The organism is Almyronema sp., from assembly GCF_052168255.1.
In the GTDB taxonomy this organism is placed as follows: domain Bacteria; phylum Cyanobacteriota; class Cyanobacteriia; order Phormidesmidales; family Phormidesmidaceae; genus Sphaerothrix; species Sphaerothrix epifaneia.
In genome coordinates, this window is the sequence record NZ_JBQLZL010000104.1 from 1 (window position 1) to 17,361 (window position 17,361).

The window sequence follows — 17,361 nt, forward strand, 5'->3', positions numbered from 1 at the left end:
CTGGAGGTTCAAAGCAGGCAGATATTCAAGCGATCGCGGCAGCGGTGCAATCAGGCCGCCTTGTATTGGTGGAAGGACAGGGGGCTGTGGGCGTGGGGGGTGATGTTAGGCAGTCGTCAATTGTATCGGGTAGCGAAAATATAATTGGAAACCATAACACAGTTATCTATATTCGTGGAGCAGATGCACAAACTATTCAGGCTGCACTAGGTCAGTCTACGGAAAAATTATGTCGCGATCGCCAAACGCTTGACCAATATCTTCAAGCAGTGCTAAATCGCCTTCAACAGCAGGGCTGCTTAGATATTAAGTCAAACGTAATAAGCAGTAAAAAGCAGTTTAACTATGCGGCTAGAATTTCAGATTTTGAATTACCCTTTGGACCACTGACTTTACGAGGAGAAGCTTTCTTTCTCTTTTCTGAATTTGCTTCGCTAGGAATGCCTATCTTGCAGAGTTTTTCAGGTGAATGTCTACGGTGGGCAAAGAAAGCAGTGAATGCTAAAGCAGCAGGGCAAGCTTTCTACAATTTCAGAATACCGACGCATCTATGTTTTGCAATTGCCTTGGTCGATCAGTTAGATAGCGAAACTAGAAAAATTATTCAAACTACAAACCCGATTGATCATCGCGTCGATATTTTGTGGTACGAAATCCCTGTTGCTTTTGAGTTGAGTCAGCAGAAGTTGTATTTCTATAACAAGCCTGCAAACTTTTTTGATTACTTTAAGGGGGAGGTTGCTTGGCAGCCCATACGAACAGTGATTCAACAACTTCTGAACAGTGAGACTGCCTGAGTAGATAAAGATATACTGAATAACATGGCTATTTGTCTGAGTGGGCAAATCATAATGACATTAAGCGATCGCTCCATCCTCAGTCCTCCCACCCCCTACGACCAAGACTTCTATGCTTGGACTCAGCAAATGGCTGCCGCCCTACGTCAGCAAAACTGGGCAGCTCTAGACATTGAAAATCTGGCCGAGGAGATCGAAAACTTGGGTAAAAGCGATCGCCGTGCCCTCAAAAGTCGGCTAGAAATCCTGATCATGCATTTGCTCAAGTGGCAGTTTCAACCAACTCAGCGCAGCAACAGTTGGAAAGCCACCATCACCGAACAACGCCTCAGAATTCAGGATTTGCTAGCCGATAGCCCCAGCCTCAAAAACTATTTGAACGACACCCTGCCAACAGCATACAGAAATGCTAAACGCCTTGCTGCAGATGAAACAGGGCTAGCGCTCTCCTCGTTTCCAGAAACTTGCGCTTACTCTGTTGAGCAGCTTCTAGAAAATGATCAATGGCTACCTGCTGAAGAACAATCATCTTAATTTGCATATAGTCTCGGCTCTGCTGCACCTCGCCCGGACTGACGATTTCCACAACCAGAACTGGCGGTGCTATCGACAGCCGAATCGTATTGCGCTGTCGCAATTGCTCAATATGTTCTTCTCGAATCACGGTCAAATCTGGATAGCGGTTCCTCGGCTCTCCTCGCACTTCCAGTTCTAGACCGTGTCCTCTGATGCGGCGATGACCCACGATAAACAGTAAAGCAGCGAACAGCAGATGGCAATCTCAACATGCCAACCAGATTCGGGGGGCACCTCCCCTGGTTCTTTATTGAAAAGCTTGTATAGCTTCTCTGTTCCATCCTCATATGACAGATACTCTTCAAAGCTCTGGAACCGTTGCTTGCTCTGAATCATAAAAAGAATAAGGCGTTTAGAGAGCTTTTGTTTTGCTCTCGGCCTTTAGCTATAGTTCGTCACTGGGGCTTGCTCATCGAGCTGATCCACTTCTTCAAGAATATCTTCTGGGTTTTGCTGTTTAGCCTTTTGAATATAGTTGAGCTTCATTTCTTCTAAAAGATCACTTAATAGCTTTTGCAGTTCTGTTTGGGTGCCGCCTTGCGTGAGTTCTTGCCCAAGCGCCTGACGAAAATCATGGCTAAGCTGATCGACCAACAAACGACCTTCCACATCGGCATAAGATGTGGCCAAAACATCGCAACTGGCCTGAGCCAGATAATCCGAAATTGGCGCTATCATATCTTGAGGAATTGCTTGTATGCCTGGAATTTGCTGCAAACCTTCATAGAGTTCAGACGCTTTTAGCGCCCTTTGCAAGCTATGGCGCAACAACGCTTCTAAATCAGGTTTGATAGTGGGCATTACCTGATAAATGACTAAACGCAATAAGCGATCGGTGAGCTGATCTAATTTATTTGGATCGCCAACCTGCACGTAGTTATTACCAGCGTGATCTAGCGCCGCAATTTCACCTGCATTGACCGCTTCTTTGGCTTGATTTACCAAACGAACCAAAGCAAAGCGAGAAACCCGCTCAGCCAGATAAGCGGCTGGTTCATGGGTCATTTGCCCTAGCAGCCGTTCTAAATTTAGCAAGCGAGAACGATGAATTCGAACCGCTGCTGGTATCAGCCTCAGCCAGCGCCAAAAAGGTAAAAATAGCGGCAATTCGTACCAGCGCCGAGCGATCGCATCTAACCAAGAAATCCCAGCCGTTTGGCGGCTAATAACCAGCGTGCGAATACCAAACTCAAGTGCAAAAAAACCAATAAAATAAATATCAATGCGCCAAAAATTATCTACAAATTGCCCAATTTCATTGGTTTCACGAAAATAGTTAGACGCAATTAACGGACGCAGCTTTTGGTTAAAAAAGGTTTGGATAGTAGGCCAACTGTTTGCAGCTAAAAAAGGCGGACTCCAAAAAGTTAAAAATGCTTCTCGGTTAGAGCTAATGCCCACAAAAGATCGCAGTCTGCGTTTGAGGCGGGCAAAGGTTGCTGATTTATCGGCCAATAAAAACGGATTTTCATCGACGATGGCTAAACTTTGTTTTTGTAGTTGCTCCAAAATAGCTAGACTGTTTGCTGCTGTTGGCCCTTGAGCAGCGATCGCGGCCTCTAACTGCGTCACTGTTTGCAAATAGTTTTCGGTGAGTTCGTTTGGTTCAATTCCTTTAACCGGGTCATATTGTTGAACCACTCCCGGTAAATACTGCAAATATAAATCTCTCAGAGGAATATAAGTGATATTAAAAAATACCAAGAGCAAGTTGGCTACCATCACGATCGCCATTAGCTTTTGCCAAAAAAAATTCTCCTGAGATTGCGACAAAATTCTCATACCCCTTCACCTCTGATCTGCTATTCCTGGCGATGAATCGCCCGCTCATTAGAACGCTGTTGCTTTAGCAGTCGTCCAACAAGTTCTTTTGAGTTCTAACATTGCTTTCATCAAAGGCGATCGCGGTGCTGAGAACATCCCGCTGCGGTTGGACAGAACATATTTTAGCTGGCTAAAGTCGCTCCCTAGACAGATGCATCTTTGAGCGCGATCGCTAAAGATTCAACTTAGGTAGCTGGTAAAAAAGCAGCTTATTCTACTAACTACCTGTGAGCAATCAGCCGTTAGCAAACATTCGATATTAGATCAACATGGCTTCCGAAAAACCGCTAGAAGGCGTTATTTTGATCGATTGCGCCAAGTCAAATGCTAAGCAAGGGCTGGCGATCGCAGCCAAACAGTGTGGCTTTGGCGAAGATACGGAACGCTTTATGAGCACCCTAAAGCAGGCTTGTCAGGACATGGGTGTAGAACTCAACCAGCTAGAAGATTTAGTCACCGAGCAGCAGCGCGTCAAGCGTCAAGGCGGCATTGAAGTTGCTCCCGAAACTCCAGCCGATTTATAACCAACGCAGACGATAAACGCAAAATCTATAACTTTGGGTGGGAGTTAGCTGATCCCCAAATCTGTTACGTCTAAAGCAAGTCGTTAAACATAACGCAAATTCTAAGACTTGGAGAAAATTATTTATGGTTTCTGCTAATAGTGCTCAGTCTAATGTGCTTTCGGATGAGGCAAAGCAAGTTTATCAAGCCTATACCCAACTAGGCACCGATGAGAAGCTGGCTCTGCTTTACTATGTCTATGAAAAGATGGGCGATTCGGTCACTCCCGCAGCACCGAACGCAGCCCAACCTGAGCTAGTAGATACGCTGGCATCTGGTTACTTTGAACTAGATGATGACGCCCAACTTGTCATCATGCGAGAAATTGTTGAAGGCAAAGACTCAGAATCGTCTCGCGCTTACGGTGGCTTGACGGCTAACAATCAGCTGCTGGTCTGGTATATTTGGGCAGATGCCATGGGCGATCGCGTTGTCGATATGCCAGAAGATTATGAGCCGAGTAAGGCTATTAATCAGGCGCTAAAGCAAATTGAAAATTTAGAGTTTGAATCACAAATTTCGGTACTGCGAGAAGCCGCTAGCAATATGGGCTACAGCGAAGTACAAGAAATTCCTTCTCAAGCTGAAACGGGCAAAACACCTAGCCTATAAAAAGCAGTGAAGCGGCATTTAGCCAGCAGCAGCGAAGCTAATTTTTAAGCTTCGCTGTTTTGGGTTTTGATAAATCTGTCGCCAGGGCGAAGTTGAGCTTTATCCTTTTCGTTAACATAAAGCTGTTGGCAAATCGTTTTTTTGTTCGCACTTGACTGAAGGGAGCTAGTCAAAGCTGGCTAACAGAAAAGCAGTGATGATTAATAGCAACTAGCAAAATTTGAAGCCAGAAGCTGTTTGAAAAGGTATCTGCGGCGTGGCAAAACGGTTTGGATCTCCTTAACAAGGGAAACTTCCGTACCGATTTCCCTCTTTTTAGCAGCTATGGGGATCGCTGATTGCCTAAAATTGCAGCCATTGGCTTTTCAACACCTTCCTTAGGTCTGGCTAAGTCAATCACCAAAATAATCAAAGGCTTTTTGAAAAAATTAGTTAAAAACTGGTTAAAGTTTCAACTTTTTTGATCACGCTCAAACTGCTTTTTGGAGAAGAGAAAAACTAAAAAAGTGAATAAATGGCTAAGACGACTTGTTTTTAACTTAAGGCGATCGCAAAATTATAAGACCATAAGCACAAGAATATTTATTGACAGCTAGAAAACAGTATAAGAAACCATTACGACTCCAAACAGACTCAACTCAAACTCAGTTAACCGATAGACACAATAGGGGGTTTTATGGCTACTCAAGTTTCTGGAAATAAACGGGTTGCTATCCTAATTGAAAACCAGTTTGAAGACGCTGAATTTCAGGTACCCTACACAGCACTAAAGCAAGCGGGGGTCGAAACCGTCGTTTTAGGATCTCGGATGAACGACGAATACACGGGCAAGCGTGGCCAAGTCACCCTTCGACCCAATGCCACCGCTACAGAAGTTCGCTCTGAAGACTTTGACGCCATTCTAATTCCGGGAGGAGGCGCACCCGATCAGATCCGGCTTAACCCAAATGCTGTTCGCCTGGTTATGAACGCGATCGCCCAAGACAAAATCGTTGCAGCGGTTTGCCACGGCCCGCAGGTTTTAATCGAGGCAGATCAGCTTCAGGGCAAGCAAGCAACTGGCTACCGCTCAATTCGCAAAGATATGCAAAATGCAGGGGCGACCTATATTGATGAGCCAGTCGTGGTTGACGGCAATCTAATCACCGCTCGTCAACCGGGCGACTTGCCCCTGTTCACCACCATGTTGCTCAGCGCCCTAAGGCTAGACCTCAGCGGCGAAGCCCTGCCAGAACTGGGTGGCCAAAATGATAGCTGGTGGCAACTCGCTGAAAAATGGGGTGGTTCCAGTCGTCAAGACATTGTCAACGCCTTAAATGCTGCTACCGTAGGCGAACGCTATACCCTGTCTGCCTTTGAAAAATATTTGGAAAAGGTTAGCGACACTGAACTGCGGGTAATTTTACAAGCGGTGATGACCACAAAACGCCAGCACCTTGCCCTGCTAGAGCAGCGTCTCAGTGCCTTCGACGAAAAAGTAACCTGGCAAGCGGTCGGCAGCGAAGCCTTTGCTACTTTACAAAACTGGTTGCAAGCCAGCGACAATATGGCAATTACGCGACGCGCCTTGGGCGACATTCAAACAGGCGTGGTTGATGCGCTCCACTTGGCTGCTCAACTCACTGACCCCACCACAGTTGAAATTTTTAGCCAGATTGAAGATAACCTATCTCGGCACGAGCAGCGCTTTGCTGATTTCTATCGAGCGCGAGCAGGTGCACAAGTTCAGCCTCCGTCTCCTACTACGGTCGCTGCTAGCTGAGGTCTGAGCAAGACGATTAGCGCAGACAACCCCTGAAAAAATTGTACGAGGAAGTTCTATGCAAGTTCCATTGGAAATTGTCTATCGCGGGGTCGATAAAACAAACGCCCTAGAGTCTTTGATTCGCGAAAAAGTCAGCAAGCTAGAAAGGGTTTGCGACCACATTATTAGCTGCCACGTTGCCGTTGAGCAAACCCATGAGCATCCCAGTGCGGGTTCGCCTTACCGAGTCAGAATTAACCTAACGGTTCCACCGGGTCATGAGCTAGCGGTAGACAAAAGCCCTGACCAAGGTACTCAATACAAACCGCCTGAGGCTCTCATCCGAGATGCGTTTGAAGCAGCTCAGCGCCAGCTAACTGAACTAGTCGATCGCCAGCAGCAAAAGGTTAAGCAACATCCTGACCAGTCAGCCGGAGGTATCATTACCCAGCTATTTGCCAGCGAGGGCTACGGCTTTTTGAAGACCTTTTCTGGCCAAGAGGTTTACTTTCACAAAAATAGCGTTTTGCACGACGACTTCGATCGCCTCACCGTAGGTACAGGTGTCCGCTTCTTGATCAGTGAAGGGGAATCAGGGCCGCAAGCCAGCACGTTACAGGTTGTTGACAAGCCAGGAGAACGCGCTGGCAAAGGCGACCAGGCTGAAGACACGGCTGCCACACCACCGCTGGGCTGGCAATAAAATCTGTCGTCAAAGGCAGAAGCAAAGCTTTTCTGTCAGCGACTTTCAGCGATTGCGGTGTCTTAACCGGGGTGGCTACAGCTAGGGGCGAGGGGCTATTGAGTCCCCCCATACTTGGGTTTAGTTAATCGCTTCTGCCCATTCTTTGGCCCAGGTTAGGTGGCGGTGAACCTCTGCTAAGCTGCTGGCTTCGGAATAGAGCCGCAAGACGGGTTCTGTGCCGCTAAAGCGTACCAGTAGCCAGCTATCGTCTTCTAAGGTGAATTTGTAGCCGTCAATTGTGAGGCAGTCTTTAACGGCTTTTCCGGCAATGGTTTGAGGCAAGTTAGTTTGAAGTTCGTTCAGCAAACGCGCCCGTACGTCCATGCTGGCAAGGGGCAGGTCAATGCGATCGTATTCTGACTGATAGCCAGTCGCTGCTTGGAGTTGGCTGTAATAGTCGCTTAGGTCTAGCCCCGACATTACCACCGCTTCTAAAACATAGAGAGCCGACATCAGCGCATCTCGTTCGGGAATGTGATGACCATAGCCAACGCCCCCCGACTCTTCACCACCAATTAAAGCCTGCTGGGCTTGCATGCGGTCGGCAATGTATTTGTACCCAATGGCCGTTTCGTGCAAGGGCAGGTTGTGCATTGCCGCTATGGCTGGAATCAGGTTAGAGCCGCTGATGGTTTTGATCACTTCACCTTTTAGCCCCTGACGGGTAGCCAGGTGATCGATCAAAATTGGAATCAAGATTTGAGAACTGAGAAAGTGACCCTGACCGTCTATAGCCGCAATCCGATCGCTGTCGCCATCAAACACCAAGCCAACAGTCAGCCCGTCGGTAACGCTGGGCTGATAGGCTCTGATTGTTTCCATTGTTTTGACCAGATACTTAGGCAACGGTTCAGGTGACCCCCCGCCAAACAACGGATCGGCGTTGCCATTTAGCTCATCGATAGGCATTTCTAGCAATCGCTCTAGGCCAGTGGCGGCTGCACCATGCATGACATCAGCAAAAACGGTGAGCTTACCGCTGGCGATCGCTGCTCGAATGGGTTCAACGTTGACTTTGGCGCGTAAGCCCTGGCAGTAGCTCGGCCACGGGTCAAACGTTGACAGCGTTCCGGGGGTTTCAGCCGCAGGTATTGTCGTATTTAGCTGGGCTTCTACCTCTTTAGTAATTTCCGGCGGGACTGAGCCGCCAAAAGCGCCTTTAATTTTTAAGCCTGAATAAATCGCTGGGTTGTGGCTAGCGGTAATGACAATAGCGCCCAAAGCATTTTCAGTTTTGGCTGCCCAGCTAAAAGCAGGCGTTGGGGCATAGGTTTCGCTCAGCATCACCTCAAAGCCAACTTGCGCGATCGCTTCGGCGGCGGCGCGGGCAAACTCAGGCGAAAGAAAACGACGATCATGCCCTACAATCACCGTGTTGCTGCCTGTCATCTCTCCGTAGCGCTGCTTAAGCACCTGAGCGGCAACTTGAGCAACCTGCACCACTCGCTCAAATGTAAAATCTGCAGCCATCATACCGCGCCAGCCGTCGGTGCCAAATTGGATTGGCTTGCCAATAAACGAGGCCGGAGAGAGAGCAACCGCCATAACAATACCTTTTAGTTAGGAAAAACCTTGAACTGCTTTCAAGAGTTTAGCGACTTGCTTGTAGTCCCTACCAGTTTTCCGAGGGAAATCTATAAAGAATTCATTTTGCTCAGTCTTTTACTTAGACGGTGCCAACGCGACCGGCATAATTCATGAGCCAGTCAACTGAATAGCTTCAATTACAAAGGGCACTTTTGCGCTCAACACCAGGCTGGCGAGTTGATTGGCGGCAACGCTCAGCCAAACGGTAGGCACAAATTGCGCTGACGATGATGCAGTTTGAATAGCTTCACGGGTGCAGCCCTGGGTAATGCACTGGCCGCGATGATCTAAGGCGGTTAGGGTAACTTCGCCCCGGCTACGCACACAGATTTTGACCTGTGAAAAAGGCCGATGCAGCAAAATACGAATTTCCCCTTGATCTTGCAGCGGCATTAGCACTGGGTGCATTTGCGGATTGAGATATTTAGGATTAGACGGCTGAAGCGCGATCGCTCCTTTTAGGGCAATGCCCAATTTTTGAAAGCGATCGCCGACTGGCTCAAACTGTCGAAGTTGCTGAAAATCAGGCTGAACCTGACGACACCCGTATTCTGATCTATAGCGCCGACATCGACGATGTGGCGAGACAGAATAGCAGGGACGGGAACTCAAGTATTGAGAAGCAGTTTGACTATGCACGACAGTAAATTCCCTGATTGTTGACGATTTTCTCCTACACTCAGGATCGACTGTTTTACGCATAAATGACCGATCGTCTGTGTCACTAATCAAATCGTCTGGTAAAGGGCGATCGCTTAGAATAGCCTCTGCCCAGAGTTCCTCAACTTGTGATACATTGGTCGGGTATGGCGGGATGTAGCGCAGTTTGGTAGCGCACTTCGTTCGGGACGAAGGGGCCGCAGGTTCGAATCCTGTCATCCCGATTTTTGACTCAAGGCAGTTGTTGGCAACAAGCAGTGCTGGCAGGTTGAGGTATTCCAGTGAAAACAATTGGCCTAATCGGAGGCATGAGTTGGGAATCTTCAATCGAGTATTACCGCATCATTAATACAGCGACTCAAGCCAAACTAGGAGGGCTGCATTCAGCCAAAAGTGTCATGTACTCGGTTGACTTTGCCGAAATAGAAGCCTTGCAACATCAGGGGCACTGGCAAGCTGCCGCCGATCTCATGATTGATGCTGCCCAAAAGGTTGAAAAAGCGGGGGCTGATTTTCTTTTGCTCTGCACCAACACGATGCACAAGCTAGCAGACGACGTGCAAGCGCAAATTCATATTCCTTTGCTTCATATTGCGGATGCGACGGCTGATCGCGTTAAAGCGGCAGGAATCGCCAAAGTCGGTCTGTTGGGGACTCGCTTTACAATGGAGCAGGCTTTTTATCGCGGGCGGCTGGTAGAAAACCACGGGTTAGCGGTTCTAGTACCGCCAATGGCAGCGCGAGAAACGGTTCACCGCGTCATTTACGAAGAATTGTGCTTAGGCCACGTTAGCCCAGCTTCGCGATCGCAATACATTGAAATTATGAACCAGCTGATTCAGGCAGGAGCCGAAGGAATTATTTTGGGCTGCACCGAGATTGAACTGCTAGTCCAGATAGGCGATGTTGCAGTGCCGCTGTTTCCGACAACCCGTATTCATGCAGAGGCGGCTGTGGCGAAAGCGATCGCCCCTGAGGTGTAGATTGCAACGCCTCAAAGGCAAGTGCCCAATTCGACCATCAGCCAAACTGGGCACTCGCATCAGCCACGGCTGAGCAGCAGGCTAAGCCTCAGCGCTAACTGTTAACCGAAAAATCTGAAAAGCCCAGTTCAGAAGTGGCAAACCAGCGGTTAGAGTTTTCTCTAAATTCTTGCCAAGCCGCATAAATTTTGTTGTAGCTCGCATCTGCTGCCGCCAGTTCTTCATATAGCTCAAACGAAGCCGTACGCGCCGCTTCCATAATTTCATTTGAAAAGCGCTTTAGCTCCACCCCTTGATCTAACAAGCTGGCTAAAGCACTGGGGTTACGAGCATCATAGCGAGCCATAATGTCGGCATGGGCTTCAGCCGCAGCCGTTCTCAAAGCCTGCTGATAGTTGCTGGGTAAGTCGTTCCAGGCATCGAGGTTGAAGTAAAACGAATATTGTGACGCTGGCTCCCACCAACCCGGATAGTAATAAATAGAGGCAGCCTGATACAGCCCCAATTTTTCATCATCATAGGGGCCAACCCACTCAGCCGCATCAATTGTGCCTAACTGTAGCGCTTGAAAAATTTCGCCCCCCGCCAGGTTTTGCACATTGACGCCTAGCCGCTCCATCACAACGCCGCCCAAGCCTGGAATTCGCATATTAATACCTTGCAAATCCGCAGGCGTGCTAATTTCTCGCTTCCACCAGCCCCCCATCTGGGTGCCAGAGTTGCCACCTGGGAAGCTAATAATATTAAAGTCAGACAGTAGCTCATGAATTAGCTCCAGTCCCCCCCCTTCATAAAGCCAAGCTGTTTGCTGACGGTAATTCAGGCCAAAAGGAACTGCCGTATCAAAAGCAAGGGCTTCGTTTTTACCCCGGTAATAGTAAGAGTTGGTGTGGCCTGCCTGCACAGTACCTTGCTGCACCGCGTCAAGCACTTCCAGCCCTGGCACCAGCTCACCTGCCGCTGAAATGGTAATTTCAAACCTGCCGTCGGTGAGTTCACTTACCCGCTCTACAAACGCCTCACTGCCGCCATAAACCGTATCTAGGCTAGGGGTATAGCTAGAAGCTAAGCGCCATTCTACGCTGCGGCTTTCGTCTACCTGGACGGCAGGGCCGCTAGCGGTAGATTGACTGCTGCTTTGTTGTCCGCAAGCGGCAACCGTCGCTGTTGTGGCAACGCCGAAAGCGGCTCCGCTGACAAACTTCCTTCGTTTCATAGGTATACTCTCTTATCCCGATTAGTGGACAATCGGCGAGACAGCAGAGACTACCCTCCGCCGCTCACACCACGTTAAGCAGTAGCCTACTATACAGCTTTGGACGTATTTGCGTTGCCTGATACAGACGCCCGTGAACAACCGCTTTCTAGCTGACTGACTTTTCTAAAAGGCGAAATACTAGCAAAATGGCGACCGTTACAATGCAAGCAATCAGGCCAATTTGCCACAAACCACAAGCGGCTACTACACCTAAGGCTGCCGAGGTCCAAATTGCGGCGGCTGAGGTCAGGCCGCGAATGCGAATGCGATCGCTTTCACTCCGAGACTGCTGCACAATTTCGCCCGCGCCCAAAAAACCCACTCCTGAGGCTACTCCTTGAATAACCCGGCTCAGGACGTCAGCGCTTTGCTCAACGGCACCTGTTTGAATGCTGCTGAGTACAAACAAAGCGGAACCAAAGCTTACAAGCATGTGAGTTCGAAGCCCCGCAGGTTTATCGCGACTTTCTCGCTCCCAGCCAATAACTGCGCCAAATAGCAGAGCCAACCCTAATCGAATTAACAGATCGGGCGGCGCGAGGGGCAGCAGCAGTTGAGTACCTGAGTTCAAAATAACCTCCCCTTAGCAGCGCAACAGACCTTTCAATCGTTAATCGCTTTGCTGAGCAAGACACAGGCTAAGTGTCTCTTCAAGATTAAGACGGGGTTAAGAGTCCCCCGTTATTGATTTAGGATACTGCTCTACTTACTCAGATACTAGAGCAGACGAGCAGCATCTGAGTCTTAACCTTTTGGGATGGCTAATCAGACTAATGGCAGCATCTACACCTGCAACCATGTCTCATTTTTGTAGATGCCTAGCTATTGCAAGCGTTTGTTGGCTTAAGCTCTGCTGAAAGGTTTAACCGCGGAGGAACGATTGGTAGGTAGCCTAAAACGTTTGTGTGGGCAGCAGTACAGGCCGAATAAAGTTTTATCAACCGCCAGCCTCTATCTCACAAATACTGACAGCAACTTACTGACAGGTTATCTATGCCATTGTCGTAAAAAATGTTGATTAAACGCTTTGAACAAAAGTGAGCTTTTATGAGGTTTCAGGATGACTACCTCAGCAAAAAATTTGAAAATTTTTATCTCAGCTTTCGCAAAGGTAGGCTCAAGTCCAAAACCTGAGTTATGCTCGTGTCAACTCTCAGGTTTTGGATAGTAACTGCTGATGCTTGAGAATCAGGGTGACATTGTTGAATGGCTTCGTGCGAAGTCATTCACCGAAAACGATATTCAACAACTGAGCCAACTGCTACAGCGCCATGTGCATCAAGATGTGAAGCAGTCGGGCAAATTTAACATCAACATTAGTGACGGGAGCGGTATTCAGATTGGCGATGGAGCTACGCCTGAACAAATTGGTCTGATTGTCCGAGAACTGGTTCAAGAACTTAAGTTGCTTCAGCCCGATCTTGCGACTTCAATTCAAAACTTTACTAAGCAAGAAGCAGACATCACCAATGAGCTAGATCTTGAGGATTTTATTCTTGATTTAGCTGCAGTAGAGGCAATCAATACTCGGTTAAGAATTATCCAAGAGATTTATGATGCTGGATACCTTACAGAAGTAAATCAGCCGGATTTTGCACAGTTAAGACAGGATTTAGCCCCCTATGCTGGACTCAAAAATTTACTTAAAAAGATTGAAAAACAAGGCGATCGCTTAATTGAATACACAATTGCAAACCTGCGAAAGCAACTCGAAGATCTAAGGCTATCTGGCGCAAATTTTACAGAAAATCCCCAAATTGATCGATCCTCAATGGAGATTGAGTGTCAGCAAGCAGAAGCCCAAACCCTTCAAAATTTCATCAGCACGCTCGCAGAGAGCCGCTTAGGTGCAGAGTGGATAACTCGAAATCAAGAATCGCTATCTAAATACGCGCGTAAGACAGTTTTGAGACAATTCCCTAGCCTTCAAGTTTCTGAACAAAAAGCTGACGATTTTCAGTTTTCAATTAAGCAATTTTTAGAACAAATTAGTTTTTGTCTATACTGGGGAACTTACGATATTCTTGATTTTCCTGATATTCCTTTTGAACTTGAAATAGAACACTACGAAACGGCTTTTCAAGCAATTAAAGAAACTGTCTCATCAGAGCTTACTGACGAGACAGTTCATGCAATTAAGGCTTGTTTAGACTATTTGATTAGTCGATTACCTTTGATTGAAGCTAGTAGCTAACGCTTTTTCTTTCTCATTTCGCGTTCAATGGCCTGAATACGTTTGAGAATTTCAGCGGCTTGCTTGACTAGTTGTGGATAGCGAACTGTTAATTGCTGTAAGACTTGATTTTGACTGCACCCCTGACATATCAACTGTTTGATTTCTTCATCAAACTGAGTGTAGGGAGACATAAGCGATCATTACACTGCTTTGACCGACACTTAGCTATACGTAAGTGAATTCCATCAGCCGGAAAATTTCCATGAAATTTCAGCAATAATTTGTCAGCGCGATCGCTTTTACCTATCTTCACGCTCTTGTCTCTGCCGATCTTTGAGCAATTGCTTTTCAGTGTTCAATTGCTCCTCGTATCCCTTAACAAATTCTTTTACTGTATCAGTCGTCTCACATCCACGTTTTTGTTGTTCTTCCAAAGCTTTTTTTAGCTGATTAAAAGCCCCCATACTGGTATTTCTGCTCTAATTAACCACAAATCCTCATACGGTTCTAGATCCACCTGCTCAGGAAAGAAGGCAAATCGAATTTTCTCAATAGGGGTGCCATTAGTACATATGAGCTATATTAGCAATTTCAGTCTGCACAAAAAGCGGCGAAAAAGTACTCAATCGCTCTTATGGTTAATCCGGATTCTGCAAGAGGAAAGCTAAACCTTGAGAGTTCTTAGTTTTCAAAAACCTTCTAGCCTCGATCGCTTGCGGTAAGCCCCACACAATCTAAGTAGCTAGCCACCATCTTCGAGCGCATCACCCCAGCCAGCAATCGACACCAACATAAAAACGCCGCCAAAAGCGCTCAGTTGCAGCGATCGCTAAGCTTCTAGACAGACGGCAGCAAACAAAGCTTATGGTACTTGGTCTAACCACTTGAAAAAGCTGTTGTCCAAATTGCCTATTGTCTCAAAAGCTTTGCAAAACAGCCTGACTTTGAAGTGACTTGTGATCAGGCTGCTTGTGATAGCGATAAAAACAACCAAAGCTAATATCGGCAGATTGATAAGCAAATCCTTAAACTCCAAGTCTACCGAGTAACCTTAGTAAAAACGCCACAGCCCAGCAATAGGGAGATCCACCCCTGTCTGTTGCTACTAGGTTCGATATCTTAGAGATAAGGATCGCTTATGCTCTACGCATCAAGCATAAACTTTTAAGGAGGCGATCGCCATGACGACCCATCAAGCCTTTGAGTTTGTTGAAGTCACCCTGGTAGCTGTGCTAAAAACAACTATTTTGTTAACCGCTATTTGGGCCATCGGCAGCTACCTGGCGCTAGGATAAGGCATCTCTGTCATGAGGTTAACCTCATGACAGAGTAAGCGCTGTTATTGGGGTGTTTGCGCCGCTTGAGTTTTATCGCGATCTAGCTTGAGAACAACGACCCCTAGTGGCGGTAGCGTTAGATCGAGCGAGTAAGGACGATTGTGAAAAGCCCACTCATCTGTCCATTTGCCGCCCAAATTGCCCATATTGGTGCCGCCAAAATCACGCGAATCGCTGTTAAACATTTCTCGATAAAAGCCAACCTCAGGAACGCCAACGCGATAGTGGCTATGAGGCTGTGGCGTAAAGTTGCAAACCGTAACGATAAAGTCTTCACTGTCCTTCGCTCGACGGATAAAAGACACCACGCTATGGCGATTATCGCTACAGTCAATCCACTCAAACCCCTCTTGGGCGAAGTCTTGTGTGTATAAAGCAGGTTCACTGCGATAAAAACGGTTGAGCTGCCCCATAAAGTGCTTCAGCTTTTGATGGGGTTCATATTGCAGTAAATGCCATTCCAAATCGCCCCAAACGTTCCATTCGCGCCATTGAGCAAACTCCATGCCCATAAACAGCGTTTTCTTGCCGGGATGCATAAACATGTAGGTATAGAGGCAACGCAAATTAGCAATTTTTTGCCAGTCGTCTCCTGGCATTTTGCCAATCATGTTGCTTTTACCATGCACCACTTCGTCGTGCGAAAGCGCCAGCATGAAATTTTCGCTAAAGGCGTACCAAATGCTAAAAGTAACGTTGTTTTGATGAAACTGGCGGAACCACGGATCCATGTGGAAATAGTCCAGCATGTCGTGCATCCAGCCCATGTTCCATTTGAGGTTAAAGCCTAACCCACCCACATAGGTAGGCCAAGACACCATCGGCCAAGAAGTTGACTCTTCTGCGATCGACAATACACCGGGATAGTAGCTAAACACCACATGGTTGGTCTGGCGCAGAAAGTCGGCAGCTTGAATATGCTCTCGACCGCCATACTCATTGGCGACCCACTGCCCTGGATCACGCAGATAGTCGCGGTAAAGCATTGAGGCCACCGCATCGACTCGAATGCCGTCGATGTGGTACTTATCAAACCAGAAAAGCGCATTGGCCACTAAGAAGTTACGAACTTCGTGCCTGCCGTAGTTAAAAACCAGCGTCCCCCATTCTTTATGCTCACCAATGCGAGAATCGGCATATTCATACAGATGAGTGCCGTCAAAGAAGGCTAAACCGTGGCCATCTTTGGGAAAGTGACCCGGTACCCAATCCACAATCACGCCAATGCCTTGTTGGTGGCACTGGTCGATAAAGTACATTAGATCTTGAGGGCTACCATAACGAGAAGTCGCTGCGTAGTAGCCCGTGACCTGATACCCCCAAGAGCCATCAAAAGGATGCTCTGCAATCGGCAGCAACTCAATGTGGGTAAAGCCTAAATCTTTGACATAGGGAATCAGCTTGTCAGCCAGTTCCCGGTAGGTTAAAAATCTAGCACCTGGTTTGAGGTCAGCAACGGTGACGACTGGCTCTAAGCTACCGTCGGGGCGTTGGCTAGGGTCGGCAGAAGAGCCATTGAGCCAAGAGCCTAAATGAACTTCATACACTGAGACTGGCTGGGCTAAACCATCAGAGTGACGCCGCTGTTCTAACCAATGGCTATCGTTCCACTGGTAGCTATCTAAATCAGCGACGATAGAAGCTGTTTTAGGCCGAATTTCTTGCTGAAAGCCGTAAGGGTCAGACTTTTCGTAGATATGACCTGCTGGATTTTTGATCTCGTATTTATAGCTGGTGCCTACCTTGACTTCTGGAATGAACAGCTCCCAAATGCCGTTGCCGACGCGGCGCATCTGGTGTTTGCGCCCGTCCCAGTGGTTAAAATCGCCTAAAACTGAAACGTTGCGGGCGTTGGGTGCCCAAACGGCAAAGTGTACCCCAGCGATGCCGTCGATTTCAGTCGGATGTGCACCTAACTTTTCATAAATTCGGTGGTGATTGCCTTCTGCAAATAGGTGAATGTCAAAGTCGGTGAGCTGACGGCTTCTAAAAGCGTAGGGGTCGTAGATGAAGTGCTCATGCTCGCCCTCTTTGTAGCGCAACTGATAGTTTGCCAGTTCTTCAGTTTCCACAACGCACTCAAAGAAATGGGGATGATGAGAAGACTTCATCGAATGTTCTTGACGTGCCTCAGGAAACACCAGCCAGACTTCGTCGGCTTGAGGCAGATATGCCCGCACGGCCCAGACAGATTTACCATCTTGCTGAATCATGTGAGGCCCCAAAATTTCAAACGGATCGTGGTGCTGGTTCCAAACAATCCGATCGATTTGGTCGGGGGCAACGGTTAACGCCATAGATTTGACCCAATTAGGAATTTATAAAACTGTATTTAGACCTTGGTGCTATAACCAGCACGGAGTAACAAGCAACTTGAGAAGCGCTCAGGTCAGAAACGATGCTGACTTCAAAAGGCGCGATCGCAAAGAGCTGAATAGCTTTTTGTCCTCAAAATGGTTATATGCGAATTAGATTAACAAAACTTAGTGTGGTTTCGG

At 47.5% G+C, this 17,361-nt stretch carries 16 protein-coding genes, 1 tRNA gene and 1 pseudogene; 9 read left to right on the forward strand and 9 right to left on the reverse strand.

Annotated elements, in window-relative coordinates; all coding sequences use genetic code 11:
• Nucleotides 1-797: hypothetical protein (locus ACTS3T_RS21635; protein WP_462935727.1), on the forward strand; the 797-nt coding region annotated here is incomplete at its 5' end.
• 54 nt (nt 798-851) lie between these two features.
• A complete protein-coding gene (locus ACTS3T_RS21640) occupies nt 852-1,331 on the forward strand; it encodes a DUF29 domain-containing protein (RefSeq protein ID WP_462935728.1) in 480 nt (159 codons plus the stop codon).
• Nucleotides 1,332-1,335: 4 nt separating this feature from the next.
• Here the strand turns inward: ACTS3T_RS21640 and ACTS3T_RS21645 are convergent.
• Nucleotides 1,336-1,709 (reverse strand): annotated as a pseudogene (locus ACTS3T_RS21645) (Uma2 family endonuclease); the annotation flags it as partial.
• A 45-nt stretch (nt 1,710-1,754) separates the two neighbouring features.
• Nucleotides 1,755-3,155 carry a hypothetical protein gene (locus ACTS3T_RS21650; protein ID WP_462935729.1) on the reverse strand — a complete coding sequence of 467 codons (1,401 nt, stop codon included), beginning with the start codon at nt 3,153-3,155 and terminating at the stop codon, nt 1,755-1,757.
• 311 nt (nt 3,156-3,466) lie between these two features.
• On the opposite strand from ACTS3T_RS21650, the gene ACTS3T_RS21655 reads away from it, so the two are divergent.
• The 4 genes from ACTS3T_RS21655 to ACTS3T_RS21670 all read left to right on the forward strand — a co-directional run bounded on the left by ACTS3T_RS21655 (nt 3,467) and on the right by ACTS3T_RS21670 (nt 6,820).
• Nucleotides 3,467-3,721, forward strand: coding sequence for a hypothetical protein (locus ACTS3T_RS21655; RefSeq protein WP_377962335.1), 255 nt, complete (start codon nt 3,467-3,469; stop codon nt 3,719-3,721).
• A 124-nt stretch (nt 3,722-3,845) separates the two neighbouring features.
• Nucleotides 3,846-4,373, forward strand: coding sequence for an orange carotenoid protein N-terminal domain-containing protein (locus tag ACTS3T_RS21660; RefSeq protein ID WP_377962332.1), 528 nt, complete (start codon nt 3,846-3,848; stop codon nt 4,371-4,373).
• Nucleotides 4,374-5,049: 676 nt separating this feature from the next.
• Nucleotides 5,050-6,135, forward strand: a complete 1,086-nt coding sequence (locus ACTS3T_RS21665) for a DJ-1/PfpI/YhbO family deglycase/protease (protein ID WP_377962329.1) — start codon at nt 5,050-5,052, stop codon at nt 6,133-6,135.
• Between the two features lie 58 nt (nt 6,136-6,193).
• On the forward strand, nt 6,194-6,820 hold the full coding sequence (locus tag ACTS3T_RS21670) for an HPF/RaiA family ribosome-associated protein (protein WP_377962326.1): 627 nt from the start codon (nt 6,194-6,196) through the stop codon (nt 6,818-6,820).
• 120 nt (nt 6,821-6,940) lie between these two features.
• On the opposite strand, the gene ACTS3T_RS21675 is transcribed toward ACTS3T_RS21670, so the two are convergent.
• Both ACTS3T_RS21675 and ACTS3T_RS21680 read right to left on the reverse strand, forming a co-directional pair.
• Complete coding sequence (locus tag ACTS3T_RS21675; protein ID WP_377962323.1) at nt 6,941-8,407, reverse strand: phosphoglucomutase/phosphomannomutase family protein; 1,467 nt, start codon at nt 8,405-8,407, stop codon at nt 6,941-6,943.
• A 150-nt stretch (nt 8,408-8,557) separates the two neighbouring features.
• Nucleotides 8,558-9,088: a hypothetical protein gene (locus tag ACTS3T_RS21680; protein WP_377962320.1), complete on the reverse strand. Its 531-nt coding sequence runs from the start codon at nt 9,086-9,088 to the stop codon at nt 8,558-8,560.
• Nucleotides 9,089-9,259: 171 nt separating this feature from the next.
• Here ACTS3T_RS21680 and ACTS3T_RS21685 point away from each other — a divergent pair.
• Nucleotides 9,260-9,333, forward strand: a tRNA-Pro gene (locus ACTS3T_RS21685).
• A 57-nt stretch (nt 9,334-9,390) separates the two neighbouring features.
• A complete protein-coding gene (locus tag ACTS3T_RS21690) occupies nt 9,391-10,092 on the forward strand; it encodes an aspartate/glutamate racemase family protein (RefSeq protein WP_377962317.1) in 702 nt (233 codons plus the stop codon).
• Nucleotides 10,093-10,186: 94 nt separating this feature from the next.
• Here the strand turns inward: ACTS3T_RS21690 and ACTS3T_RS21695 are convergent, their stop codons facing one another.
• Together ACTS3T_RS21695 and ACTS3T_RS21700 are read right to left on the reverse strand one after the other, a co-directional pair.
• Nucleotides 10,187-11,308 carry a TRAP transporter substrate-binding protein gene (locus tag ACTS3T_RS21695; protein WP_377962314.1) on the reverse strand — a complete coding sequence of 374 codons (1,122 nt, stop codon included), beginning with the start codon at nt 11,306-11,308 and terminating at the stop codon, nt 10,187-10,189.
• 148 nt (nt 11,309-11,456) lie between these two features.
• Nucleotides 11,457-11,921, reverse strand: coding sequence for an MgtC/SapB family protein (locus tag ACTS3T_RS21700; protein WP_377962312.1), 465 nt, complete (start codon nt 11,919-11,921; stop codon nt 11,457-11,459).
• A gap of 606 nt (nt 11,922-12,527) precedes the next feature.
• On the opposite strand from ACTS3T_RS21700, the gene ACTS3T_RS21705 reads away from it, so the two are divergent.
• Entirely contained in the window at nt 12,528-13,544 is a 1,017-nt protein-coding gene (locus ACTS3T_RS21705; RefSeq protein ID WP_462935730.1) for a hypothetical protein, read from the forward strand.
• On the opposite strand, the gene ACTS3T_RS21710 is transcribed toward ACTS3T_RS21705, so the two are convergent.
• The 3 genes from ACTS3T_RS21710 to glgB all read right to left on the reverse strand — a co-directional run bounded on the left by ACTS3T_RS21710 (nt 13,541) and on the right by glgB (nt 17,160).
• Nucleotides 13,541-13,717 (reverse strand): hypothetical protein, encoded by a 177-nt coding sequence (locus tag ACTS3T_RS21710; protein WP_462935731.1) that lies wholly within the window; start codon nt 13,715-13,717, stop codon nt 13,541-13,543. The genes ACTS3T_RS21705 and ACTS3T_RS21710 overlap by 4 nt on opposite strands.
• 108 nt (nt 13,718-13,825) lie before the next feature.
• Nucleotides 13,826-13,990 (reverse strand): hypothetical protein, encoded by a 165-nt coding sequence (locus ACTS3T_RS21715; protein WP_462935732.1) that lies wholly within the window; start codon nt 13,988-13,990, stop codon nt 13,826-13,828.
• An 875-nt stretch (nt 13,991-14,865) separates the two neighbouring features.
• Entirely contained in the window at nt 14,866-17,160 is a 2,295-nt protein-coding gene (gene glgB, locus ACTS3T_RS21720; RefSeq protein WP_377961934.1) for a 1,4-alpha-glucan branching enzyme, read from the reverse strand.
• Nucleotides 17,161-17,361: the final 201 nt, after the last annotated feature.

Bases quoted from the DNA above. Each gene is read 5' to 3' on its own strand.
- ACTS3T_RS21710 (WP_462935731.1), bottom strand. From the start codon at position 13,717: ATGTCTCCCTACACTCAGTTTGATGAAGAAATCAAACAGTTGATATGT.
- ACTS3T_RS21675 (WP_377962323.1), bottom strand. From the start codon at position 8,407: ATGGCGGTTGCTCTCTCTCCGGCCTCGTTTATTGGCAAGCCAATCCAA.
- ACTS3T_RS21660 (WP_377962332.1), top strand. From the start codon at position 3,846: ATGGTTTCTGCTAATAGTGCTCAGTCTAATGTGCTTTCGGATGAGGCA.
- ACTS3T_RS21715 (WP_462935732.1), bottom strand. From the start codon at position 13,990: ATGGGGGCTTTTAATCAGCTAAAAAAAGCTTTGGAAGAACAACAAAAA.
- ACTS3T_RS21655 (WP_377962335.1), top strand. From the start codon at position 3,467: ATGGCTTCCGAAAAACCGCTAGAAGGCGTTATTTTGATCGATTGCGCC.
- ACTS3T_RS21650 (WP_462935729.1), bottom strand. From the start codon at position 3,155: ATGAGAATTTTGTCGCAATCTCAGGAGAATTTTTTTTGGCAAAAGCTA.
- ACTS3T_RS21640 (WP_462935728.1), top strand. From the start codon at position 852: ATGACATTAAGCGATCGCTCCATCCTCAGTCCTCCCACCCCCTACGAC.
- ACTS3T_RS21695 (WP_377962314.1), bottom strand. From the start codon at position 11,308: ATGAAACGAAGGAAGTTTGTCAGCGGAGCCGCTTTCGGCGTTGCCACA.
- ACTS3T_RS21665 (WP_377962329.1), top strand. From the start codon at position 5,050: ATGGCTACTCAAGTTTCTGGAAATAAACGGGTTGCTATCCTAATTGAA.
- glgB (WP_377961934.1), bottom strand. From the start codon at position 17,160: ATGGCGTTAACCGTTGCCCCCGACCAAATCGATCGGATTGTTTGGAAC.
- ACTS3T_RS21705 (WP_462935730.1), top strand. From the start codon at position 12,528: ATGCTTGAGAATCAGGGTGACATTGTTGAATGGCTTCGTGCGAAGTCA.
- ACTS3T_RS21670 (WP_377962326.1), top strand. From the start codon at position 6,194: ATGCAAGTTCCATTGGAAATTGTCTATCGCGGGGTCGATAAAACAAAC.